This window comes from Streptomyces sp. NPDC007983, from assembly GCF_042958345.1.
Taxonomy (GTDB): Bacteria; Actinomycetota; Actinomycetes; order Streptomycetales; family Streptomycetaceae; genus Streptomyces.
Genome location: NZ_JBIBJI010000005.1, coordinates 447,840 through 471,555, shown reverse-complemented (window position 1 = coordinate 471,555; position 23,716 = coordinate 447,840). Strand labels below are relative to the sequence as shown.

The 23,716-nt window shown below is 69.3% G+C and carries 20 protein-coding genes and 2 pseudogenes; 9 read left to right on the top strand and 13 right to left on the bottom strand.

The window, feature by feature from the left end; all coding sequences use genetic code 11:
- Positions 1-10 precede the first annotated feature (10 nt).
- A pseudogene (locus ACFZCY_RS18935) lies at positions 11-145 on the bottom strand (3-oxoacyl-ACP reductase); the annotation flags it as partial.
- 170 nt (positions 146-315) lie between these two features.
- Complete coding sequence (locus ACFZCY_RS18930) at positions 316-456, bottom strand: hypothetical protein (protein WP_391174132.1); 141 nt, start codon at positions 454-456, stop codon at positions 316-318.
- Positions 457-627: 171 nt separating this feature from the next.
- On the opposite strand from ACFZCY_RS18930, the gene ACFZCY_RS18925 reads away from it, so the two are divergent.
- On the top strand, positions 628-1,629 hold the full coding sequence (locus ACFZCY_RS18925; protein WP_391174135.1) for an amidohydrolase family protein: 1,002 nt from the start codon (positions 628-630) through the stop codon (positions 1,627-1,629).
- A gap of 70 nt (positions 1,630-1,699) precedes the next feature.
- Here the strand turns inward: ACFZCY_RS18925 and ACFZCY_RS18920 are convergent, their stop codons facing one another.
- From ACFZCY_RS18920 to ACFZCY_RS18910, 3 genes are all read right to left on the bottom strand, one after another.
- A complete protein-coding gene (locus ACFZCY_RS18920) occupies positions 1,700-2,395 on the bottom strand; it encodes an SDR family NAD(P)-dependent oxidoreductase (protein ID WP_391174415.1) in 696 nt (231 codons plus the stop codon).
- A gap of 430 nt (positions 2,396-2,825) precedes the next feature.
- Entirely contained in the window at positions 2,826-3,038 is a 213-nt protein-coding gene (locus ACFZCY_RS18915; protein ID WP_391174138.1) for a hypothetical protein, read from the bottom strand.
- Positions 3,039-3,511: 473 nt separating this feature from the next.
- Positions 3,512-4,330 carry a helix-turn-helix domain-containing protein gene (locus ACFZCY_RS18910; RefSeq protein WP_391174141.1) on the bottom strand — a complete coding sequence of 273 codons (819 nt, stop codon included), beginning with the start codon at positions 4,328-4,330 and terminating at the stop codon, positions 3,512-3,514.
- A gap of 129 nt (positions 4,331-4,459) precedes the next feature.
- Between ACFZCY_RS18910 and ACFZCY_RS18905 the strand changes: the two genes are divergently transcribed.
- The 4 genes and pseudogenes from ACFZCY_RS18905 to ACFZCY_RS18890 form a co-directional block, all read left to right on the top strand.
- Entirely contained in the window at positions 4,460-5,290 is an 831-nt protein-coding gene (locus tag ACFZCY_RS18905) for a phytanoyl-CoA dioxygenase family protein (protein ID WP_391174144.1), read from the top strand.
- 73 nt (positions 5,291-5,363) lie between these two features.
- Complete coding sequence (locus tag ACFZCY_RS18900) at positions 5,364-5,696, top strand: hypothetical protein (protein ID WP_391174146.1); 333 nt, start codon at positions 5,364-5,366, stop codon at positions 5,694-5,696.
- Between the two features lie 771 nt (positions 5,697-6,467).
- Positions 6,468-7,703 (top strand): right-handed parallel beta-helix repeat-containing protein, encoded by a 1,236-nt coding sequence (locus ACFZCY_RS18895; protein WP_391174149.1) that lies wholly within the window; start codon positions 6,468-6,470, stop codon positions 7,701-7,703.
- Between the two features lie 76 nt (positions 7,704-7,779).
- Positions 7,780-8,883, top strand: a pseudogene (locus tag ACFZCY_RS18890) (polysaccharide lyase family 1 protein); the annotation flags it as partial.
- 149 nt (positions 8,884-9,032) lie between these two features.
- On the opposite strand, the gene ACFZCY_RS18885 reads toward ACFZCY_RS18890, so the two are convergent.
- The 5 genes from ACFZCY_RS18885 to ACFZCY_RS18865 form a co-directional block, all read right to left on the bottom strand.
- Positions 9,033-9,800 carry an SDR family oxidoreductase gene (locus ACFZCY_RS18885; RefSeq protein WP_391174152.1) on the bottom strand — a complete coding sequence of 256 codons (768 nt, stop codon included), beginning with the start codon at positions 9,798-9,800 and terminating at the stop codon, positions 9,033-9,035.
- 193 nt (positions 9,801-9,993) lie between these two features.
- Positions 9,994-11,988, bottom strand: a complete 1,995-nt coding sequence (locus ACFZCY_RS18880) for an NAD(P)-binding protein (RefSeq protein ID WP_391174155.1) — start codon at positions 11,986-11,988, stop codon at positions 9,994-9,996.
- Between the two features lie 2 nt (positions 11,989-11,990).
- On the bottom strand, positions 11,991-13,643 hold the full coding sequence (locus tag ACFZCY_RS18875; RefSeq protein ID WP_391174158.1) for a GMC family oxidoreductase N-terminal domain-containing protein: 1,653 nt from the start codon (positions 13,641-13,643) through the stop codon (positions 11,991-11,993).
- The gene (locus ACFZCY_RS18870) at positions 13,640-13,852 is read right to left on the bottom strand and encodes a hypothetical protein (RefSeq protein WP_391174161.1); all 213 of its coding nucleotides are present in this window, start codon (positions 13,850-13,852) and stop codon (positions 13,640-13,642) included. The genes ACFZCY_RS18875 and ACFZCY_RS18870 overlap by 4 nt, the downstream gene beginning before the upstream one ends.
- Positions 13,853-14,709: 857 nt before the next feature.
- On the bottom strand, positions 14,710-17,043 hold the full coding sequence (locus ACFZCY_RS18865) for an MMPL family transporter (protein ID WP_391174165.1): 2,334 nt from the start codon (positions 17,041-17,043) through the stop codon (positions 14,710-14,712).
- Between the two features lie 125 nt (positions 17,044-17,168).
- Between ACFZCY_RS18865 and ACFZCY_RS18860 the strand changes: the two genes are divergently transcribed.
- Positions 17,169-17,807: a TetR family transcriptional regulator gene (locus ACFZCY_RS18860; RefSeq protein WP_391174168.1), complete on the top strand. Its 639-nt coding sequence runs from the start codon at positions 17,169-17,171 to the stop codon at positions 17,805-17,807.
- Between the two features lie 79 nt (positions 17,808-17,886).
- Here ACFZCY_RS18860 and ACFZCY_RS18855 read toward each other — a convergent pair whose 3' ends face one another.
- The 3 genes from ACFZCY_RS18855 to ACFZCY_RS18845 form a co-directional block, all read right to left on the bottom strand.
- Entirely contained in the window at positions 17,887-18,894 is a 1,008-nt protein-coding gene (locus ACFZCY_RS18855; protein ID WP_391174171.1) for an NAD(P)H-binding protein, read from the bottom strand.
- A gap of 225 nt (positions 18,895-19,119) precedes the next feature.
- Positions 19,120-20,154 (bottom strand): alpha/beta fold hydrolase, encoded by a 1,035-nt coding sequence (locus ACFZCY_RS18850; RefSeq protein ID WP_391174174.1) that lies wholly within the window; start codon positions 20,152-20,154, stop codon positions 19,120-19,122.
- Positions 20,155-20,185: 31 nt separating this feature from the next.
- A complete protein-coding gene (locus tag ACFZCY_RS18845) occupies positions 20,186-20,887 on the bottom strand; it encodes an SDR family oxidoreductase (RefSeq protein ID WP_391174177.1) in 702 nt (233 codons plus the stop codon).
- Between the two features lie 254 nt (positions 20,888-21,141).
- On the opposite strand from ACFZCY_RS18845, the gene ACFZCY_RS18840 reads away from it, so the two are divergent.
- The 3 genes from ACFZCY_RS18840 (at position 21,142) to ACFZCY_RS18830 (ending at position 23,394) form a co-directional block, all read left to right on the top strand.
- Complete coding sequence (locus ACFZCY_RS18840) at positions 21,142-21,738, top strand: TetR family transcriptional regulator (protein WP_391174179.1); 597 nt, start codon at positions 21,142-21,144, stop codon at positions 21,736-21,738.
- A 121-nt stretch (positions 21,739-21,859) separates the two neighbouring features.
- On the top strand, positions 21,860-22,594 hold the full coding sequence (locus ACFZCY_RS18835) for an NAD(P)-binding domain-containing protein (RefSeq protein ID WP_391174182.1): 735 nt from the start codon (positions 21,860-21,862) through the stop codon (positions 22,592-22,594).
- 89 nt (positions 22,595-22,683) lie between these two features.
- Positions 22,684-23,394 carry a nitroreductase family protein gene (locus ACFZCY_RS18830; RefSeq protein WP_391174185.1) on the top strand — a complete coding sequence of 237 codons (711 nt, stop codon included), beginning with the start codon at positions 22,684-22,686 and terminating at the stop codon, positions 23,392-23,394.
- The last annotated feature ends 322 nt before the right edge of the window (positions 23,395-23,716 follow it).

Here is a 23,716-nt window from a genome sequence, read left to right as displayed (position 1 = left end):
CGACCGTGTTCTCCCGACTCGGGTCGAGGTCCGCGGCCGTCTTGGCGGCGGCCCCCGCGTCGAGGTCGGTGAGCGCGACGCGGTAGCCCCGGTCGTAGAACCTCCCGGCGATGCGGGCCCCGAAGCCGCATGCCGCGCTCGTCACCTCGTCCGGGGCTGCGGTTGACCAGGGTCGGCGCTGGACGCGGTTCCACGCCTCGGCGTCGTCGGGGTCTCCGAAGCCGAACGGTTCCTGGAGAGGCTTGTGGATGCGCAGCGGCTCCCGGTTGGGGGCTTCCCCTGCGCGGCAAGGGGTGGCCGGGGCCGGAGGGCCGCTTATGCCGCGAGCTTTCCGGCCGCCAGGTCCGACGGGTGCTGGGCCAGCGGTGTGACGTCGAGCGTCAGGTAGGGGAAGAGCGGCGCCATGCTCGCCGTCCGCGAGGGCGACGAGGTCCCCGCCGCGAAAGCACCCGGCATCAGGGCGATGCAAGCCGTCGCCCAGTGAGGCCGGGCAGCGCCGTGCCGCGTGAGCCGCGGCACGGCACGCCGACCGCTCGATCGGCATCGGGGCCGATCGCAGGGACCGGCGCGTAGGACATCCCGCACATTCGACCGTCGCACGCACAGCAGTCCAGGAGGAATGCCGTCATGCATAAGACAGAGAAGATCGCACTCGAAGAACACTTCGGGGCCATCGACCCGAACATCGTGGAACAGTCCGCGACACACTTCATCGCCGACGCCTGGCCCGCGCACCGCGCCATGCTGCTCGACATCCACGACAGCAGGCTCCGCCTCATGGACGAATGCGGCATTGAAAAGGCCGTACTGTCCCTGCTCTCGCCCGGCATCCAGGCGCTGCACGACCAGGCACAGGCGGTGGACGACCCGGCACAGGCGGTGGACTGGTCGTATCGGCTCAACGACCACGCCGCCAAGCAGGTCTCCGACCGGCCGGACCGTTTCGCGGCGTTCGCCGCGCTTCCCCTCCAGGACCCGGACGCGGCGGCCGCGGAGCTGCGCCGGGCGGTCACCGAACTCGGGCTGGTCGGGGGCCTGATCAACGGCTTCTCCCAGGTGGGCGACGAGGACACGGTCGTCTACCTCGACGACAGCCGCTACGCCGCGTTCTGGGCCACCGTGGAGGACCTCGGCGTACCCGTCTACCTCCACCCGCGCGGCCCCCTCCCGCACACCAGCCCGAAGTACGACGGCCATCCCTGGCTCTACGGCTCGGCCTGGGCTTTTTCCGTCGAGACCGCCACCCACGCCCTACGGCTCACGGGCAGCGGCCTGTTCGACCGCCACCCCGGGATCAACGTGATCCTCGGCCACCTGGGCGAGCTGCTGCCGTTCAACATCTGGCGTACCGACCACCGGCTCGCCGTCGCCCCACGCGGCCTCGGCGTCCAGCACACGTTCGGCCACTACCTGCGCACCAACTTCTACCTCACCACCAGCGGCAACTTCCGCACACCCGCGCTGCTCAACACGCTCGTGGAGGTGGGCGCCGACCGTCTGCTCTTCTCCGCCGACTACCCCTTCGAGGACATGCGGGAAGCCGCCGAGTGGTTCGACCGCCTGGAACTCAACGAAGGCGACCACACCAAGATCGCACGCACCAACGCCCAGCGACTTCTGCGGCTGTGACGACAAGACCGCCCCCGGCGAGGACCGACAAGTGATCGTCGATGCGCCAAGCATCCACCTCAACGGTGGATCACCAGGGCATCTCACCGTGGCGGTCACGGAAGGTTCCGGTCGGTCCGTCCGCCCCGATGGTGGCGAGCTCGACGATCGCGTCGGTCCCCTCGGTCACTGTCTGCGGACCGCTGCGCCCGGTGAAGTCGGTCGCGGTGTAGCCCGGGTCGGCCGCGTTCACCTTCACGTCCGGCCAGGACTTCGCGTACTGGGTGGTCAGCATGGTCACGGCAGCCTTCGACGCCGTGTACAGCGGCGCGATGGCCCGGCCCTCGACGCGCCCGGCGTCGTGGGTGGCCGCGAAGGATCCCATGCCGCTCGACACATTGACGATCACCGGGCTCGCGGACTTGCGCAGCAGAGGCAGGAACGCGTGCGTCACCCGGACGATCCCCACGACGTTGACCTCGAACACCGCGCCGGCGTCAGCGGCCGTGATCTGGTCGGCGGGGCTGTGCGTCCCGAAGACGCCGGCGTTGTTGATCAGGACGTCGATGCCGCCCTCGCGAGCCGCGATATCGGCGGCGGCCGCGGCCACCGACGCGTCATCCGTCACATCGATCTGGACGAAACGGGCACCGAGTGCGTCGGCGGCCGCCTGGCCGCGCTCTGGATCGCGTGCGCCGATGAGAACGGTGTGGCCGGCCTCGATCAAGCGGCGGGCGGTCTCGTACCCGAGGGATTTGTTGGCTCCTGTGATGAATGTGGTGGTCATGTGTCCACCCTCGGTCGGTGAAAGCAGAACCAGTGCCCTCTGCGACGGTAGGACGGCCAGCACCAGAAACAACAGCTGCCCAGGGCATCGCGCCGCTGGTGCGACCGGCTTTCTCCGATCGACATCGGCCAGGCTCCGCAGCCCGAACGACATGCGGTGGGTTTTGTCGACGGGCTGCTTGATGGGGGTGGTCGCCTCGGTCATCGGGGCCTCCTACCGGCGTCCGTACGTCATCAGCCAGCTGCAGAACACGGCGCACCAGGTCGGGGCCGCAGAGTTCCCCCGCGCCCTCGGTCCTATGGCATCGATCGCCACGGTGATCAGCGAGGTGGGCGCGGAGAGCACCCGCTTGTACGAGGCGCCCGGCAACGGTGAGCCCGTCATCTGCAAGCTCACCGCCCAGCGCCGTTGTCGGCGGTCGGACCAGCGGTCAGACCATGGGAATCAGGACCGCGGGAAGATCACCGGCCTGAACGGCTTCCTGATCGATGGACAGTCCGCAGTAGTTGCCGACGGCTGTCTCCTCGCCCGGTGCGGGCCGCATCGACTCCACCGTTCGGTAGCCGGTGGCCCACGTCGCCATGCCCCAGTCCTCCAGCACGTACACCCAGTCGCCGCACGTCCCGTACATCGCGCGATTCACGGGAGGCGACTGGTCGCCTCGCCTCCTCGCCGGCACGACGAGCCCCTTGCAGGGGGTACGGCCGGCGAGCTCGTCGAGGCCGGCACCCAGCGCGATGAGGACTCGTCCGCGTCGACGCCACGGGCGCAGGTAAGCGATATCCCTCCGAGCATGCCGGGCAGGGCGGCTGAAGTGCCTGTGGTGCCGTGTGTGCCTATCCAGGCGATTCCGTCACTCATGCGGGTTCCTCTAGATTCGGGTCTCCGGGCAGACGTCGAGTGTGGGTGTTCCGGCCGGGGCCTTGCGGTCGGTGAGGGCGCGGGTGCGTCGCGCGATGGGGCGGGGCAGGAACTGGGCGGTGCCGGACTGCCGGTGAATCCTCTCCCTGTGCGCGCGACAGGCAGTTCGCGGTTGGTGGTGTCGGCGTCCATCTCGCCCGGGCAGTCGCCAGGTCGGCCGGCACCTTCGGCAGCGCGCCGCGTCGGAGAACATCCTCAGGCGCCGGGGCCGGGCGCTCCGTCGCGGACCGCCCGCGGCGAGGCGCCGAGTTCGCGGCGGCAGGCCTTGTTGAACGCCTGGAGGTCCCCGATCCCCACCGACGCCGCGATCGTCGCGATCGGCAGCGTCGTCTCGCGCAGCAGGTGCCTGGCCCGCTCCATGCGGCGGTGCCGGATGTGGGCCACCACCGTGTCCCCGGTCTCGGCCCGGAAGAGCCGGGTGAGGTGGTTGTGCGAGACGCCCGCCCCGCGCGCCACGTCCGGCACGGTGAGCGGCTCGGCGAGACGCGACTCGACGTACGCGATCGCGGCGGCGACGGCGGGGTGCCCGCCGCCCGTGCCGGTGGGGACGGACAGCTGCGCCACGCGCCACAGCACTGACCACACCTCGGCGACCGCCTGCGCCGGGGCCCTGGGGACGGCCGCGATGGCCTGGAGCAGGAGGCTGGAGAGCAGGGCCGTCTGGGCCCCCGCGTTCTGCACCACCGGCACCGTACGGGCCGCCCCGCGGTCGGGTAGCCGCAGATGGGCGTACAGGTGCTCGGAACGCCCGCGATAGCGGTAGCGCACCAGGACACCGGGCGGGACGAGGCTGACGTAACCGGGCCGCACGGTGTACGCGACGCCGTCGACCGTGAGCTCGGCGGTGTAGCGGTAGAGGTGCAGCTGCCACAGGTCGGGCAGGCGGAAGACGTCGCGGGGGCGCCGCGTGCCGTGGACGCCGACGCCGAGCCCCTCGATGTGCGGGGGCGAGTCGAGCCGGACCGGGACCCGCTGCGGCTGGGACTTGGGAGCTGCTCCCGTCATGCCGGTCATGCCCGTCATGGTGAAAAATTACCAGAGGTAGTGAGCAAGGCCCACGCGTCCCGGGGTGGCCGCGTTCTAGCGTCGTGGAGACGAACCACGAGTAACCACCCGCTCCCGCTCTCCCGACCGGAGGAGAACATGGCCGCCCGACCCGTTCGCGAACAGCTCCTGACCTCGGCGCGCATGGCCCGGTTCGTGGCCCACGGCTTTCTGCGCCTCGACTCCGTCGTCCCCGACTCCCTCAACGACCAAGCCCTCGATGTGCTCGCCGCGGGCGTGCCGGCCGTCCGCTACGGCACTCCGGTCGCCGAGGCGTTCCCCGAGGGCTCCTTCGCGCGCAGCCTGCTCGACCTCCCGGCCATGGCCGGTGCGCTCTACAGCCTGGTCGGCCCGGACCCCACCATCGACCACCACGCCGTGCACATCCGGCAGCCCCGGGAGGGCCAGGCCCAGCCGCTGCACGGTGACGCCATCATCGATGTCCGACCGGACGCCTTCGACGTCCAGCTCATGTACTACCCGCGCGAGGTGACGCTGGAGGCCGGCGGGACTCTGGTCGTGCCGGGCAGCCATCTGCGGCGCACCAACGAGAGCGACACCGGCCGGTACCAGAACCTGCTCGGCCAGCAGCGGATGGTGTGCCCGGCGGGCACGGTGCTGATCCTGCACCACGGCATCTGGCACGGCGGCCGGCGCAACGACAGCGGTGTCCCCCGCTACATGTTCAAGATCCGCTTCAATCCGACCGTCCCGCAGGTCCGCCTGTGGAACACCGACGACCTCGGCGACCCGGCGGTGGCCGAGGAACTGCGGACCCGGTTCCCGTGGTACGAGCAGGCGACCGGGCGGCTGGAGTTGCACAACCGGATCAGGCTGTGGCGGGCGCTGACCGGGGACCCGTCCTTCGATCTGGACCACTGGGTGACCCGGGTGACCAACCGGCCCGGCAGGGCCACCGTCGACGCCTGAGTGCCGTCCCGCCCGCCGCCTCCGCCCCCCTCCTCCCTCCCCCGCCGTCGCCTCACACCAGGAGCTGTCCACCGTGACCACACAGCCCACGACCGCCGAGCCCGCCCTCACCAGCGCCGTCCGGCAGCAGGTGCTCGTCCTCTACCTGAACAACTCCTCCCTCGACAGCGGCGTCATCGGCTGGGCGCGCTACGACGGCACGGGCGCCACGTCACCCACCGCCGGGGACGGGGACGAGCCGCCGTACGCCACCGGCGTGGCGGCACTGCTCGACGGCTGGCGGCTGTTCCAGGCGTCGCAGCTCATCCCGCCCTACCCGGGCCACGAGTACGACGTGTCCTTCCTCAAGCACGAGTTCCTGTTCGAGAAGCTCGTCAACACAGCCACGGCCACCGGCCCCGCGTAACGGCCCCGCCGGGTCCGGCCCCGCCGTGATCCGACGCAGCTCGGGCACATCACCTCAACGCACCGTGTCATCAACGGGATTCAGCCCCCGGACGGCCCGGCGAGGGTCGTCATCTGACCTGCGCCGCCGTGCTCCCCGGGCCATCAAAGGTTGTCAATATTCAGATCAGCGGTGGCCGACCGGGCGCGGTTGCAGTTTGGCGCCATTTCCAGGCCCCATAAGAGGAGGCAGCCCAGTAGTCGGCAGAAGATCAGGTAGAGCAGTCGCAGACCTACGACCACGGATCATGCCCATGCTCAGGCAATCGCAAAGCCCCAGGTCAGCCACAACGACGTCACCCACCTGATGCCCCCGCTCGGCGACACCTTCCCGCCGGCCCGAGGCGGGTCGGTCACGAGGGGAGGGCCCCGGCGCGTCGGCGGGCTTCGGAAGCAGGGGCTCCCGCGAAACCCGCATGCTTCGACGCCCCGTGCGGATGGCGTACGCCGGGCAGGTGTGCCGAACTCGCGCTGCCTGCGGAGCAGTTCGGCTCCGGACACCCCGCGGCCCCATGATTCATCATTCTGAACAGATTTCAGATGACCGCTCTATTGACGCAGTCACGACACGTTCCTACCGTCTCAGAAAGCGCTTTCCCCTCGGCCGTGTCAGCACGACCAGTTCAGCACCCCGAACAGCACCTGCCCGGCCGGAAGGACCACTTGCCCTGCCCGGGCGACATGGACCACGGCCACCTCATACCCCCACAACCGAAGAATCTGGAGACAGGCGATGCAATCGAGAGCCGCAACAGCATCGGTCAGCCTGCTGGCAGGCGCGCTCATCACGCTGTCCGGCACCACGGCGCAGGCCATTTCCGTTCACGGCGATCGCGGCAGCGCCACGCCCGCGACCATGCGCGTGAGCGCCGCGAAGGCGGCGAGCACCGTCCTCTACGTCGCGCCGGACGGCAAGGACAGCGCGTCCGGAACACAGTCCGCCCCGACCACGCTCACCTCGGCGATCAGCCGCATCTCGTCCGGCGGGACGATCTACCTGCGCGGCGGGACGTACAAGTACTCCTCCACCGTCACGATCCCCGTCGGCAGCAACGGAACTTCCAGTGCCCGCACCACGCTGTCCGCCTACCCGGGCGAGACACCGGTGCTGGACTTCTCCGCGCAGAGCGAGAGTTCGTCCAACCGAGGCATCCAGCTGAACGCCGACTACTGGCGTCTGTACGGCCTCACCGTCCAGCGCGCCGGGGACAACGGCATCTACGTCGGCGGCAGCAACAACGTCGTCGAGCGCACGGTGACGGCGTTCAACCGCGACACGGGGCTGCAACTCGGCCGGATCGCCAGCAGCACCCCCACGTCCCAGTGGCCGTCCAACAACCTGATCGTGAGCTCGGAGTCACACGACAACAAGGACTCCGCCGGGGAGAACGCCGACGGCTTCGCCGCGAAGCTCACCACCGGCACCGGGAACGTCTTCCGCTACGACGTGGCCCACAACAACATCGACGACGGCTGGGACCTCTACACCAAGACCGACACCGGCGCCATCGGGCCGGTGACCATCGAGTACTCCCTCGCCTACAGCAACGGCACCCTCAGCGACGGCACCCAGAACAACAACGGTGACCGCAACGGCTACAAGCTCGGCGGCTCGGACATCAAGGTCAACCACACAGTCCGGCACAACATCGCCTACAAGAACGGCCACCACGGGTTCACCTACAACAGCAACCCCGGCACGATGGCCGTCTCCGACAACGTCGGAATCGACAGTGTTCAGCGCAACTTCTCCTTCGACAAGGGAAGTTCGGTGTTCCGGAACAACACCTCGTGCCGCAGCGGCAGCGGATCCAACGACAAGGTCGTCGGTGACGCCGACAGTTCGAACCAGTTCTGGCTCGGCTCGAACGGGTCGCGCTGCTCCTCCTACGCCGGCGCCCTGGGCTGGTCCTTCGCCGGGGACGGCCCCCTCGTCGTGACCTTCGGCGGCAAGGTGGTGACGCCGTGAGCGGTCGGTGTTCTCGTACCGGCGCGAGACGCCGGCCGGAGCAACGCCCGGCATTGCGGACTCATGAGGAGGCGAAATGAAAAGACCACACGCACTGCGGCTCCGCGCGATGCTCGCCACGATGGGCCTCGCAGCCGCGGCCGGTGCGCTTCTGCCGGTACCCGAGGCGTCGGCGGCGGCCGGCGGTGCCACCGGCTACGCGACCCAGAACGGCGGGACCACCGGCGGCGCGGGCGGGCAGACGGTGCGGGCCACCACGGGAACCGCGATCCACACGGCCTTGTGCAACCGGGCCGACAGCAGCACGCCGATCACCATCGAAGTCCAGGGGACCATCAACCACGGCAACACCAAGAAGGTGTCCGGCAAGAGCTGCGACACCGCCGACGGAGTGATCGAGCTCAAGAAGGTCAGCAACGTCACGATCATCGGAGTCGGCAACGGCGCCGTCTTCGACCAGGTGGGCATCCACCTCCGCGAGGCCGGCAACATCATCATCCAGAACGTGACCGTCCGGAACGTCAAGAAGTCGGGCTCCCCCACGTCCAACGGCGGTGACGCCATCGGCATGGAGCGCAACGTCCGCAACGTCTGGGTCGATCACACCACCCTGGAGGCGTCAGGCGGGGAGTCGCAGGGGTACGACGGCCTCTTCGACATCAAGGACAACACCCAGTACGTGACCCTCTCCTACAGCATCCTGCGCAACTCCGGCCGTGGCGGTCTCGTCGGGAACAGCGAGAGCGACCGCTCGAACAGCTTCATCACGTACCACCACAACCGGTACGAGAACATCGACTCCCGCGCGCCCCTGCTGCGTGGCGGAACCGCCCACATGTACAACAACCACTACGTGCGCCTCAACGAGTCCGGCATCAACTCCCGCGCCGGAGCTCGCGCCAAGGTGGACAACAACTACTTCGAGGACTCCAAGGACGTCCTGGGCACCTTCTACACCGATGTGGCCGGTTACTGGCAGGTCGGCGGCAACGTCTTCGACAACGTGACCTGGTCCGAGCCCGGCAGCGAGAACCACCCGGCCGGCCCCGACCCGCAGTCCAACACCACGGTCGGCATCCCCTACTCCTACAGCCTCGACACGGCTGGTTGCGTGCCGAGCATCGTGAGCCGGACGGCCGGCGCCGACAAGGGCCTGCGGGTGTCGGACGGCAACTGCTCGTAGACACCGGCACGACCGGCCGCAGGCCGGGAGGAGGATGTCTTTATCGCCGCACGGTGGCTGACCAGGGGATGGTCGCTTGAGTATGGGCATAACCACTGATCGTGGATCTGCGACTGCTCACTCGGGATCCGTCCCCGGCGTCATGCTCACCGTGCGGTGTATCCGCCGTCCGCGTAGACCTCCGAGCCGGTCATGAAGGCTGAATCGTCGCTGACCAGGAATGCGACGACGGCCGCGATCTCCTCCCCACGGCCCAGCCTTCCGATCGGGGTGCCGGCCAGCATGGCTTCGTGGCGGGCCGTGCCCTCGTACCTCTCGAGCAACTGCCGGGTCCCGATGAAGCCAGGGTGCAGGGAGTTGACGCGAACTCCGGAGCCCGCCCAATGCAGCGCCGCGTTCTTGGAGAGCGTGCGGACCGCCCCCTTCGCCGCGTGGTAGGCCGCGCTGTTCCCCATGCCGCCCACCGTGCCGAGGATCGAGGAGACGTTGACGATCGATCCACCCCCCGAGGAGGCGATGAGCGGGCCGAGGTGCTTCATGCCGAGCCAGACCCCGGTGGAACCGACCGACATGACCGCCTCCCAGCGCTCGATCGTCTCGTCCTCGACCGTGGCGATGCTGCCGATGGCAGCGTTGTTGACCAGTCCGTCCAGTCGGCCGTACTCACTCCGGATGAAGCCTGCCACGTCAACCCACTGCGATTCCTCGGCCACGTCGAGCCGTGCGGTCAGATGCCGCCCCGGCGTGCCGTCCAACTCGGTGGCGAGAGCGGTGCACGCCTCCTCCTCGAGGTCGGTGAGCACGAGGTGGGCGCCCTCCTCCGCGAGCCTGGCGGCCGCGGCCGCGCCCAGTCCTCCGGTGGCGCCGGTCACGCACACGACCTTGCCCCTGATGCGTTCGTCCACCGCTGGCACAGCACACTCCATTCATCGAGTCAGCCGAGGCTGACGCGTGTCTTTCCGGTCGTTCGGCCGGCGATCATCGCTGTCAGCGTGTGCGGAGCCGTCGTCCGGGCCAGGGCGGCGCGTGTTCTCCGGGGTGGATCAGCACGCCGGGAGGCGAGGGGTTGCACATCGTCAGCGAGGATCATATTGAACCAATATCAATTTAGTTTGGAGGGGCGCAACGGTAAGGCGTGGGCCTCATACGGTGTCGTACGGCGGTGGCGATTCTGACGGCGGCCTCCCGTCCCTCGGCGATCGCGTGCGCCACGCGTCGCGGCACCACGGCGTCGCCCACCGTCAGCACCAGGGGGGCGGTGCAGTCCATGGCACCGTGCGGGCGGCGCTCCCCCACCACGACGACACGGTCCGCGGGCACGGTGGTGGTCCCTCCGGAGATGCGGTGGGCGACGGTGACACCCTCGGGCCCGATGCCGTTCGCCGTGCACAGCGGCAGGATCTCGAGTTCGCAGGTGCCCGACAGACGTTCCAGCAGTTGGACGCGGCTCTCGGGCGGGATCGCCCCGGCGAAGGCCGTACCCGGGGTGACGAACGTGATGCGGGGCACTCCCGCGGCTACGGCCAGTTCTACGACGTCGCACCCTGGCCACCAGCCGAATCCGTCGTCGGCCACGAGCACATGCGCGGCACCGGCCAGCGACGGAACTCCCCGCGCCAGGGCGACCGACGAGGCCATGGCGCCGGCGTCCAGCAGTGGCGATGTCTCCACCGCGCCCGTGGCCAGCACCACGGCGTCGAACCCTTCGAGTTCAGCGCCCGGCTCCGCGGTCTGCCCGAGACGTACGTCGACACTCGCGGCGGACAGCCCCCGTTCGTAGAAACCGAGCAGCGCGGCCCAACCGGTGCGATGGGGTGCCAGAGCCGCCGTGGACATCTGTCCGCCCAGCCGGTCGGCGGCCTCGAAGAGGACGACATCCGTCACCCCGGCATGGGCAAGGCCCAGCGCACACTCCAGGCCCGCGGGTCCCGCCCCCACGACGGCGACGCGCTCCCCGCCGGCGCGTGCCGGGACCCACGCGCGCACCAGCGGTGCGGCGGGCCGACGCGGTTCGCCGGGCGGTGCGAGGTCCGGGTTGACCACGCACAGCAGCACCGGGTCGAACGTCCGGCAGTCCTCGTTGCAGGCCACGCAGGGCCGGACTTCCGCCGCACGGCCGGTGAGCACCTTGCGCGGCAGGTCCGGGTCGGCGATGAGTGCGCGCGCCATTCCCACCAGGTCGGCGCCGGCCGCCAAGGCGTCGCCGATCGCGGCCGCGGTACGGAAGGCGTGGGACGCCACGAGCGGCCGGGTGACGAGTGGCCGCAGACGCGCCAGATCATCCAGCACCGGCGGGCTTTCGGTGGCCATGTCACGGACGTACGTGGTCCGCACCCCGACGGTGACGTTGACGTAGTCGACCAGCGGATCCACGGCCGGCAGCAGCGCGGCCAGTTCGTCCGGCGACAGCGCCACGTCCTCCGAGGCGTCGACGCTGAAACGGATGCCCAGCAATGCGTCGGCCGACAGCCCGCGAACCGCGGCGATCACCCGCTCCAGTACCTCGAGTCCGTCACGGCGCGGGTTCGTGCGCGGCGAGAGGAACTGCTCCAGCAGATAGGCGTGAGCGGCGTGCAACTCGATGCCGTCGAACCCCGCCTCCAGGGCGTGGGCGGACGATACGCGGAACGCCTCCACCACATCGTCGATATCGCTGCCGCGCAGAGCACGCGGCGCCGTCGGCTCACGGGGAGAGCGCACGGCCGAGGGGGCGACCGGCGCGTAGTACGACTGCGCACCGAGCGTCTCCCGGCCAAGGTGGACAAGCTGGCAGACGGCGACCGCGCCTTCGGCGTGCATGGCCTCCACCCGCTTCCGCAGCGGACCCACCGCCTCCGGACGATGGAGCTGGAGGATGTTCCCCTGCCGCGGCGCGGACTCCGGCGCCACCGTCGTACCGCCGCAGACCAGCATCGCCGCGCCGCCGGCCGCCAGACGGCCCCAGTACTCGGCGTCGCCGCCGAACGGCAGCCCGTCCCGTACGAAACCACTGGCGTGGGCCGTGGCGACCAGCCGGTTCCGCAGCGTCGACGAACCGACGGCCAGCGGCGCGGCGGCCGCCGGAAGATGTGATCCGGCCATGAGCGCTCCGGCATCGGTCATGATCATGACTCCGCGGGGGTGACGGCGCTCTCGCCCGCGACGGGGCCGGCGAGACGTCCGCGGATGAGGTCCGACAGCCGTTCCGCCGCGGCGATGACCGGCAGGTTCGTGTTGGCCCGCGGCACCTCCGGGAACACGGAGGCGTCGGCCACCCAGAGCCCGTCGAGGCCGAGGACGCGGCCGGACGGATCGACCACCGCACGGGGGTCGTCGGGCGCGCCCATGCGGCAGGTTCCGCAGATGTGGCCGGTGTCGCCGATGGTCTCCATCAGCCAGCGGTCGACCGTCGCGTCGTCGGACAGCGCGTCGAGGCTCCGGCCGGTGATGTCGATGGCGATGTGTTCGAAGGCGGCGTCGAACGGTCCGCTGCGCAGCAACTCCACGCAGTGCTTGACGCCGTCGCGCATCCGTACGAGGTCCGAGGGGTCGCTCAGCAGGTCCTGGTCCATCACCGGATGCGCGTCGGGGTCCGCAGAGGCCAGGCGCAGCACGCCGCGCGAGAACTGCTGGTTCGCCCACAGACAGAGCAGGCCAGGACCGCCCGCGGCGTGGCCGCCACCTGCGCCGCCCCAGGTTCCGCCGGTGCTTTCCGCGACGAGGTGGGAGTCGCCCGGGTTCGGCAGGGCGAGCGTCTGGTTGATCGAGGTGATCATCATGTCGTTCTCACCCGCTCCCGCCAGTCCGGAGGAGTAGCGCAGACAGCAGTTGGCATGCCGGGCATCGATGTCGGGCTGCTTCCCGGGCCGGGCGTACAGCCAGAACAGCGCCAGAGGATGTTCCTGCATCCCCTCACCGACCGGGAGCGCCGCCACCGGGCCGTTCGGCCCGATGCCGGATCGCAGCAGGATCGCCGGGGAGTGCACCGCTCCGGCGCACAGGACGACGTGCTGGGCACGGACTTCCGTCCAGTCGTTCCCCCGGCGTACTCGCACCCCCACGGCCCGGCCGCCCTCGATGAGCACCGTGTCCACCGTCGCCCCGCCGAACACCCGCAGATTGGGGCGCTGTCGGGCCGGCTCGAGGTAACCGTCGTTGGTCGTGACGCGCGCACCGTCGCGGGAGCTGATGGCGTACGGCGAGACACCGGTCCCGGTGGGCCCGTTGTGGTCATCGCACCACAGGTGGCCCAGCCCCAGCGCGGCCTCGGCGAGCGCGTGGTCGGCGGGGCCCCAGTCCTCGCGGCCGAGCCGCTGCACCGGTATGGGCCCGCGATCGCCGTGGTGAGGGCGGTCACCGAAGTCCGCGTCGCTCTCCATGCGCCGCAGGTACGGCACCATGTCCGCGTACGACCAGCCGGGACAGCCGTACGCCGCCCACCGGTCGTAGTCGTCCGGCATGGCCCGGAAGGCGATCATGCCGTTGACCGACGACGAACCACCGAGGCCCCGTCCGCGCACATGCGGCCGCGGCGCCTGCGCGCGACTGCGCCGTGAGGTAAGACCCGGCCACTGGAACTCCGCGCAGGCCGTCTCGTCCAGTGCCCGCCAGCCGTTCATACTGCGCAACTGCGGTGGGGCCTCGGCGGACCGCCAGTCGCGCCCGGCCTCCAGCAGCACAACCTCGCTGGCCGGATCCTCGCTCAGACGCGCCGCCAGCACGCTCCCGGCGCTACCGCCGCCGACGACCACCCAGTCGGCTTCCAGTGCCGGCTTCATGGTGCCCCCACCTTCGTCCACACGCTCTTCTTCGCGGACAGCTCCTCCGGCGAGCCGGCTCCGAAGGCCCGTCCGTGGCCGGGGCCGCCTGGACCGCCCCCTGGCACGTGAACGGCCGCCCCGAGCGGTCCGGTGGCCGGGTCGATCACGGACATCGTCACCCCGCCGAGCGAGGCGACGATCTCACCATTGATGGACTGGGTGGACATGTGCGGCTCCCCTTCGCACGACGCTGTGCGCGTGGCCGGCCGGTCTGCTCGGCCGTGAAGGTCGTCACCCCACGACGACCCCGCGCCGGGTCGCGCGTGGACGACAGAGATTGAACTAACTTCAATTCTGTGGGGAGCGTACTGGCCCGAACGGAACAGCGGCAAGACTCGTGCCGGGTCTTGATGTCGTACGCCGACTTCAGCGCCTTCTCAGTCCGGCCGTACCTTGCCCCGGGCCCTGCCCCCGCCCTGACAGCCAGGCCCGCCATCCACGGCATGGCGGCCGGCCACCGTCGCGCCTTCCTGGAGATGAACGCCTGGATCGAGAAGCAGGGGCCTGGATCCGGTCATCGGCACCGTCTACGGCTTCGAGGACGCGCTCAAGACGTACGAACACCTGGCCCGGCGCCTTCGGCGAGATCGTCATCCGCGTCACCGACCGGCCTGTCGCCCCACCCTGCGGGATGCGGCCAGCCCCCACTCCCGTGGTCCGCTCAGCCGCGCCCTGGGGCGCCAACCTGATTCGAAACACCACCGTGGACGAAGCGCCCTTCTGTGTGTCCACGGGGGCGTTGTTCAGGTGCGCGCATACCGTGTGGCCCCAAACTGGTCCCAGGAGAGTCGAGGAATTTCGCACAGACCTGTCCGCATTGAACCGCCCTCCACAAGCAGCTCTTGACGACCGCTCAACCCGGTGGGCACTGCTGGACCGTCCGAAATCGACCAGGCCACTTGCCTGGCAACAGTCCAGCTCAACGCCCGAGCCCGGCCCCGGGTATGGGCAGATCCACCCCGCCCACCCGCCAACTCCCCCGCAGAGAACGCTGCGCTGGCGGGTCAGCTGGTGGTCTCGGCCTTTACGCGGTGGCGTGCGGCTGGTGGGACGCAGGATGGGGCAGGGGGATCTTCTGCGTGAGCTTGTCGCCTTCGACGTCGAGGTCGGGCAGGAGGCGCTCCAGCCGGGCGGGCAGCCACCAGGCTTTCTCCTGCGCGAGTGCCATGGTGGCGGGGATGAGGGTCATGCGGATGACGAAGGCGTCGATGAGGATGCCGGCGGCCAGTGCGAAGCCGGCCTGTTTGATCATGGGCTGGGGGTTGAAGATGAATCCGGCGAAGACGGAGACCATGATGGTGGCCGCCGCGACGACGACGGAGCTGGCACGTGCGAATCCCGTGACGGTGGCGTTGAGCGGAGTGGCGCCGTGGACGTGGGCTTCCCGCATGGAGGTGACCAGGAACATCTGGTAGTCCATGGCGAGTCCGTACAGGACGCCGGTGATGATGATGGGCAGCAGGCTCACCACGGGGGCCCTGGCGTCGAGCCCGATCAGGTCCTGGAACCAGCCCCACTGGAAGACAGCCGTGGTCAGGCCGAAGGTGGCGCCGATGGAGAGCAGGAAGCCGAGGGTGGCCATCACCGGGATCATGAGGGAGCGGAAGACCAGGAGCAGGACGATCAGGGAGAGCGCGAGGACGGTTGCCACGTAGAGGGGCAGGACGTCGGCGAGCCGGTCGGAGACATCGATCGCGAGGGCGGTGAAGCCGGTGATACCGATGGTGGCGCCGTGGGCGTCGCCGATCTGTGCGCTCTTGTCCCGTACGGCGGTCACGAGGTCCTTGGTGGCGTCGTCGTTCGGGCCGCTGCCGGGAACGAGGCTGAGGATGGCCGTGGTGCCGGTGCTGTTCATTCCGGCCAGGGACACCGAGGTCGAGCCCTTGATTCCTTTGATGCCGGAGGTGATTGCGGCGAGAGTTGCCGGGGTGAGGGACTGCCCTTTGGCGGTCGAGGTGACGGCGACCATGAGCGGGCCGTTGTAGCCGGGCCCGTAGACGTCGCTGACCAGGTCGTAGCTCTGTCGCTGTGCGGTGTCGGTGTTGTAGCTGGCCCCGGAGGGCAGGCCCATCTTCATGTCGGCGGCAGGCACGGCCAGGATCACCGGGATCAGGAGCGCGGACGCGAGGGCCGGGTACTTGTGGCGGATCAGGCGCGCTCCCCAGCGACTTGCCCGCGCGTGGTCGGCGGATGCCTTCTGTTGCCGCACCCTGTTCCGGGTCCGGGTGGGACAGATGCGTTCCTGGACCAGCCCCAGCAGCGCCGGCAGCAAGGTCAGGGCGAGCAGGACGGCCAGGGCGATCGTGGCGGCCGCCACGATGGCCATGGTGCTGAGCAGGGTGATCCTGACGACCAGGAGTCCCATCAAGGCGATGATGACGGTGCAGCCGGCGAAGAAGACCGCGCTCCCGGCTGTGCCGACGGCGCGGCTGGTCGCTTCGTGCGCGTCCAGTCCGTCCTCCAGGATCAGCCGGCGTTCCCGGTTGACGATGAACAGGGCGTAGTCGATACCGACGGCCAGCCCCAGCATCAGAGCCAGGACCGCGGTGAGCGAGTGGATTTCAAAGACGGCGGAGAGAGTGAAGGCTCCCCCCACCCCCACCGTGACCCCGACCAGGGCGATGGCCAGGGGTAGCCCCGCCGCCACGACCGACCCCAGCGTGACCAGCAGGACAATGGCCGCGACGACGACACCAACGATCTCTCCGATGCCGATGATCTCGGGGATCTCCATCATGGACGCGGACGGCAGGACTTCGAGGCCGCCATGTGCGGCTTGCCGCTCGGCGGCCTTGACGGTGCTGTCGATCGTCCCGGAGGGAAGCTCGTAGGTCTGTTCATCGAACTGGAACTGCATCAACGCCGTCGAGCCATCGGCGGAGACAGTGACTCCCGGCACCGGCCGGCCGTCCACCTGTAACGGGACGGGCGTCTTGCCGGAGGACGGCTGTCCGGCAGCCTGAGCCACCGCCGCCTGGCCCCGTATCAGGGGGCCGTTCTCCCCCTGGGCGGCTTGCTGAGCCATGACCTTCCGGGCGTCGATGACGTGGTCGTGGCGGTAGACGGCATCCACTGCCGCGGCCAGGGCGGCCCGGACCTTCCCGTCGTGGATCCGGGCACCGTCCGGCGCTTTGAAGGCCAGCATGCCCTGGCCGCCGGAGGCCTCCGGCAGGGATCTGGCCAGTTCGTCGATGACCTTCTGGGACGGGGTGCCGTCGATGCGGACCTCGTTGCTGAGTTTGACCGGGTTGGCCAGGAGGAGGCCCACCACGGCCGCCACCACGGCCAGCCAGCCCCCGATGACGTACCAGGGTTTGCCGTAGGCGAACCTTCCCAGCCGGTACAGCAGAACGGACACAGTTCCCTCCCTCTTCCGTGCGTCGAGGCCACGCCAGACGCGAAGTGATAGTGTCCTATCAAAGTGATAGGACACTATCAAGCGAGGGAGGATAGCCTTCATCACGGAGCAGGGAGGAGTCGTCGATGACAACCACGAAGGACCGCGGCCGCCGGCGCAGGGTCGACGCACGCACCAGCGTCGAGCGCATCACCGCTGCCGGGCGGACCGTCCTCGCCACCGGCGAGGCATCTCTGGAACAGATCGCAGCCGAGGCCGGCGTGGGCATCGCCACCCTCTACCGCCACTTCCCCAATCGGGAGGCGATCGTCCGGGCCGTCCTCGACGACATCCTCGAGACGGACCTGCTGCCCCGCATCGACCGCGCCGCCGATGCCCCCGACCCGCGCCGGTCCCTCCAGGACATCGCCACGCACTTGCTCGACCTGATCACCGAGGAGCGGGGACTGGTCAGCTTCGCCGGCAACTTCACCGACGTGGCCGTGGAGGCTCTCCAGCGTTTCAGCGACTCCCTCCACCCCTTGTTGCTGCGCGCGCAGCAACAAGGGGAGATCCGCTCCGACCTCACCGCGGAGGACATTCCACGTTTCCTGGTCATGGCGGTCGCCGGTCTCGCCCTCCCCGGCACCGCACCCTCGCTGCGCGCACGCTTCGTCGCCCTGCTCTTCGACTCGCTCAACCCCGCCAACGCAACCCCCCTGCCCCCGCTGCTTGCCGGGGATGACGACCTGCGTACCGCAGTCAGCAACGTCGCACGCGGGTAATCCGTCCGCCCCGGCCCTCGCCGGCACCGGAGCCGATACAGGACGCCGCGCCACGTCCGGCGGCGTGAGGGACTGCGGATCAGGCAGACGCCGGCTTCCGGATGCGCGGATGGTTCTCCAGCGCCCACCGCACGGTCTTCGGCCGACGCCCGAGCAGCGTTTCCAGCTGGTCGGTGACGCCGCGGTACCCCCCGCCGCCGATCAGCCGGGTCAGGGTCTTCATGTGCTCCGCGGTGTGCGGAAGCTCGGCAAGGGCGGTGTCCACGTAGTTCTCGTTCCAGGTTTCGACCTCTTCGGGAACGTAAGTGACCTGACGTCCCAGCACAGCCCCGAAGTCCTCCGCGAACCCGTGCATGTCCTTCAGTTCCGGACCGTTGAGCTCGTAGGACTTCGAGATGTGCGGTGCCGGGTCGGCCAGGATCTTCGCGCACGCCTCCGCAACGTCATAACCCGCGATGGGCGCGAGCCGGTGGCGGCCGAAGGGCAGGCGCAGTTCACCGTCGCTCAGCGGCTCCAGCGCCAGCCAGGTCATCAAGGGGTTCTCGACGAACATGGCCGCCCGCACGTTGACGGTCGGGAGGCCGGACCACTCCAGCACCCGCTCGGCGACCCAGTGGGCCCGTTGCTGCGGCGACCAGTCCGCGACGAGTCCGCCGAGCCACGCACGCCGTTCTTCCTCTGGGGCGGTCATCTTCTCGAACGTCATGAACGACTGCTCGAACTCCGACATGTTGACGAAGACCTCGATATCGCCCTGGGCCCGCGCCGCCGCGGCCATCAGGCTGACGGCATCGGTGTAGTACGGCGACAGGCTCATGCTGAAGTAGATGCGCCGGCAGCCCTTCAGCGCGGCGGTCACGTCGGCGATGGTGAGCAGGTCACCGACGAAGATCTCGGCCCCGGCCTGGCGGAGCGAGTCCGCGCGTTCGTCGTCCTGCCGCACGAACGCGCGCACCGGGTGACCTTGTTCAAGCAGCATGTCGACCATCGTTCGGCTCACACCGCCGATATGGCCGGCGGCGCCGGTGATCAGGATGGGATTGCGCTCTGGCATCGACGTGTCCTCTGTCTGATTGGGGTGGGCCATTCACCAAGCCCAGGATGGGGTCAGCGGCCTCTTGGGCCGCTCAGGGGCAGGAAGCCCTCTGCACGGGGTACGAAGGTCCGCTCGAAACCGGGCCCATGGCCGGGCGACCGTCCCGCCGAAGCCGAGTCGATGAAGGCGAAGAAGTTGAACTCGATGACCGCCTCCACGTGAGCCTTGGGCTCCGCTCCAGCCGAACGACGCCGGCCAGGCACATTCTGCGTAGCGTCATCCGGACACCGAGCCATCGATGCGGGCGAGGAAGTCGAGGAGCGCGGCGTTGACCTCGGCGGGACGCTCCTGCTGGGTCCAATGCCCGCACCCCGGCAGTACCACGGGGCCGTGCAGTCGTGGCGCGAGAGCGCTCAGCGGGTTGCGAGACCCGCCCTGGCCACGCAAAAGATCGCTCAGCGGGCTGCCTCCCTCCGGGTCACGCAATGCGGTGACCATGTCACGGTCTCCCACCACGTACAGCGCGGGGACGTCGATGCCGCGCCCCCGGAAAGGCGCGAGCAGTTCGTTGTTGCGTTCGATGTTCCGGTACCAGTTGAAGGCTCCGGTGAACGCCTGATCGCCGTGCAGGGCGAAGTCATCGGCGTAAACCTGGATGTCCTCCTCCGTCAGCCAGACCGGTAGAGCGGGCGACTCCGGCATGGTGTCCAGGAGGCCCAGACCTTCGGGTATGACCAACGGGCGGGGCTCCCTGCCGAGCGGATTGTCGCCCGAGGCACCGACCAGAAGGCGGCGGAAGGAGTCCGGGATGTCCCGGGCGAACTCCGCGTCAGCGACTCCCGGCTGCTGGAAGTAAATCTGGTAGAAACCCTCGCCGTACTGGGTGCGGGTGATCGAGGGCGGGACCATCCCGCCGGGCAGAATCGGCGGAATGCTGAGCCCGGCCACCGCGCGGATCTTGTCCGGGCGCAGCATCGCCGCCGTCCAGGCAACGGGCGCGCCCCAGTCGTGACCGACGACGACCGCCTGCTCCTCCCCGAGCTCCTCGATGAGCGCGATCATGTCCCCGACGAGGTGGAGCAGGGTGTACGACGTGACGTCCGGCGGCTGCTCACTTCGGGCGTATCCGCGCTGGTCGGGGGCGACGACCCGGTACCCGGCCGCCGCCAGCGCCCCGAACTGGTGACGCCAGGAGTACCAGCTCTCCGGCCAGCCGTGCAGCAGCAGGACCAGCGGCCCCTGCCCCTGCTCGGCGATGTGCAGCCTGACCCCGTTTACGTCGACGAAGCGGTGGGTGAGCGGGCCTTCCACAAGAATGTCCTTTGAATCAGCAAAGCGCGTACTACTGGGTCAACTGCGCGTACATGGCTTCCAGGTCAGCAGCCAGCTGCAACTTGACCCGGCGCGTGGTGTCGTCGGCCAGCACCTCGTGTGCCCCCGCCGCGATACCGTCGAGCGCGGCCACGGCGACGTCGCGGGGGTCCGCCTTGGGCGCGTCGACGGCCGACGTCATGTCCGTGTCCACATAGGCCACATGGAGCCCGGTCACCGCGATACCGCGAGGCTGCAACTCCAGGCGCAAAGAATTGGTCTGCGACCACAGCGCGGCCTTGGACGCGCTGTAGGGCGTGCCGTCAGCCAGCCAGGACAGGGCGGAGTGGACGTTGAGGATGTGGCCCCCTCCGTTGCGCTCGATGATCGGCAGGAAGGCCCGGGTGACCAGCAGCGGCCCGTAGAAGTTGGTCTCCAGGTCCCGGCGCACGTCCTCCATCGCGGAGTCGAGGTACGAAGCCCGGACCGAGGCGCCGGCGTTGTTGATCAGAATGGTGACGTCCTGGGCCTGCTCGGCGGCTACCGCCACGGACGCCGGGTCGGTGACCTCGAGCGCCACCGGAACGGCATCGGGGTGCGTCACCGTGCGCGGGTCACGGGCCGTGGCGTAGACCTTGCCGGCACCGCGCGCGTACAGCTCCTCGACCAGCTCCTTGCCGATACCGCGAGCACCTCCGGTGACGAAAGCGGTTGCGCCCTCGACTGCTGTCACGACTGCCTCCCAAGCAAGAAACCGACCGGTTTCCTCCACCGTAAACCGATCGGTTTCATCCCGCAAGGCGGTCGAGCCTTATCGCGACGACGACCTTCGCGCGCGACGCCGATCGACAGGACTTGGCCGCGATCCGGGCGCCGGCGAGGCGGGGGCCGAGTTGACCGGACACTGCCTCCGCTTTACGCTCGACCCTGCACGGAGACAGCCTCCGTTTTACCGGGACCGCAACATCACGTGAGGCAGGAAGACGGATGAGCGTCAACGGGCAGCAGGGGCGAAGGCCCCGGGCGGACGTTCAGCGCAACCGTGCGGCCCTCCTGGAAGCGGCGCAGCGCCACTTTTTGAGGTCCGGGGTTGGCGCCTCGCTGGAGGCGGTGGCCAAGGAGGCGGGAGTCGGTCCCGGCACGCTGTACCGGCACTTCCCCACCCGGGAGGCACTGCTGGCAGCGGTGCTGCAGACGCGCTCCGAGGAACTGGTGGCCCGCCGGGCTGACATAGCGCAGCTCGGTGATGCTTCCGAGGCGCTGCGGCAGTGGCTGCGGGCCATGGAGGAGTACTTCAGTGCCTTCAGTGGACTGCCGGAGCCGCTCATGGCCGCGGCCAGGGAGCAGGAGCCGGACAACCCGCTCACCCTGCCCTGCGACTACCTGATCGCCACCACCGACGAGTACGTGCGGGCCGCACAGCTCACCGGGCACGCGCGCTCGTCGGTGCAGGGGTACGACCTGTTCCTGGCGGCCGTCTCCGTTGCCTGGATCAAGGGCACCGGCGCCACCGACGAGGAATCGCTCGACCGCCTGCGCGCACTCATCGAAAGCGGATACCGCGAGCGGGACAACGGGGAGTAGGCCACCAGCCACTCACCGCACGGCGGGCTGCCGGAGCACCTTACGGCGGTGTCTCGCCGCACCGTCAGCACACCTCGCCATCTCCTCCCCAGGAGTGGCGCGACTTCAAGAGGGACGAATCATGAGAATTGGCGTTATCGGTACGGGAGCGATCGGGACGACCCTGACGCGCACGTTCAGCGCGGGCGGACACGACGTCCAGGTGGCGAACTCCCGAGGGCCGGAGACGATCGATGCCGCTGCGCTGGAGTTCGGGGCGCACGCGGCACACGCGGCCGATGCCGTCCAGGGCAAGGACGTGGTCATCCTCTCCATCCCCTTCGCCCGCATCCCGGACGTGGCGGGCCTCTTCGCCTCCGTGCCCAGCGAGACCGTGGTCATCGACACCTCCAACTACTTTCCCCACCTCAACGGCCCCATCAACGCGGTCGAGGCCGGCCAGGTGGAGAGCCTGTGGGTCGCCGAGCAGCTGGGGCGCCCCGTGGTCAAGGCATGGAACGCCGCCCTGGCAGGCACCTTGCAGACCAAGGGCGTTCCGGCCGGCACCCCGGGCCGCATCGCGCTCCCGGTCGCCGCCGACTCCGACGAGGCACGGCACGTGGGCATGCGCCTCGTCGACGAGAGCGGCTTCGACCCGTTCGACGCGGGCGTGCTGGCCGACTCCTGGCGGCAGCAGCCGATGACTCCCGCCTACTGCACCGAGCTGGACCTTGAGGACCTGGGGCCGGCCCTTGAGGCGGCCGACCGGACCGAGGCCCCGCGCAACCGCGACCGCCAGATGGAGCGCTTCACCACCCTCACCTCCACACCCACGCTGGAGGAGGTCGTCGAACTCAACCGCTCCCTCCACCGCTGACACACCCGCCACTGCCACCCCTTGCCACAACCACCCCCATGAGGCACAGCCGCGATCACGCGAACTGGGCCCACTTGAGAGGAATCGTTTTGCTGCCCACCACAACCATGCCCTTCGCCGATGTCGTGCGGGCCCGGCGCTCCGTTCGGAAGTTCCTGCCCGCCCCGCTGTCGCCGTCGGACATTCGCGGCGTGCTGGAAGACGCTCAAACCGCCCCGTCGAACTGCAACACCCAGCCGTGGACGGTGCATGTCGTCTCGGGCGCGGCGCGGGAGGCCCTGAGCAAGGAACTGCTCCACGCCGATGACGAGGAGCGGTTCTCCTACGATTTCACCTTCGACTACGCCGACTTCGGCCAGGGCACCTACCTCGACCGGGCGCACAACCATGCCGCGACCCTTTACCAGGCTCTGGGGATACCGCGCTCGGACCGGACAGCCCGGAAGGCAGCGGCCCGGGAGAACCTGAATTTCTACGGCGCGCCCCACGTCGCCCTTCTCTTCGTGCCGGCGTTCGGAGACGGGGTGCGGGCGGCCGGTGACATCGGCATGTACGCGCAGAACTTCCTGCTCTCACTGACGGCCCGGGGGTTCGACGGCATTCCGCAGACCATGCTCGGGTTCTACGCCGACACCATCCGCGAGTTCTTGGGTGTTCCCGAGGAGCTCAAGCTCCTGTTCGGCATCTCCTTCGGCACCGCCGACGAGGCCGCACCGGCCAACAGCTTCCGCATGGGACGAGTCCCGCTCGAGCACAGCGTCGTCCTCCACGACACCCCCGGCGTTCTCGACGCGCAGTAGTTCTCCACCGACGAGAGACACCGGCAAGTAGACCGGCTGACGTTTTGCCAGCCGCCCGAGGCGTCCACCACTGCAATCCGCGCTCTGTCGCGCGGGCAACAGCCCCGGACTCCTCCCATGAGTAGCGCAGGAGCCGGACCATGCGTACCTCCGCTACACACCTGGGCCGCAGTCAGGGCTGAACTCGTGGTGGTGATGGCCGCATGACGCCCCCGAAAGGCCGGCGCCGTGCGGGAATGCGTCAGCATCGCACCGGGGACTCTCCCGCACTGTTCCCCCGCAGGACCTCCGGCCCGCTCAGGCGATGCGCCGCTCCCTGCGC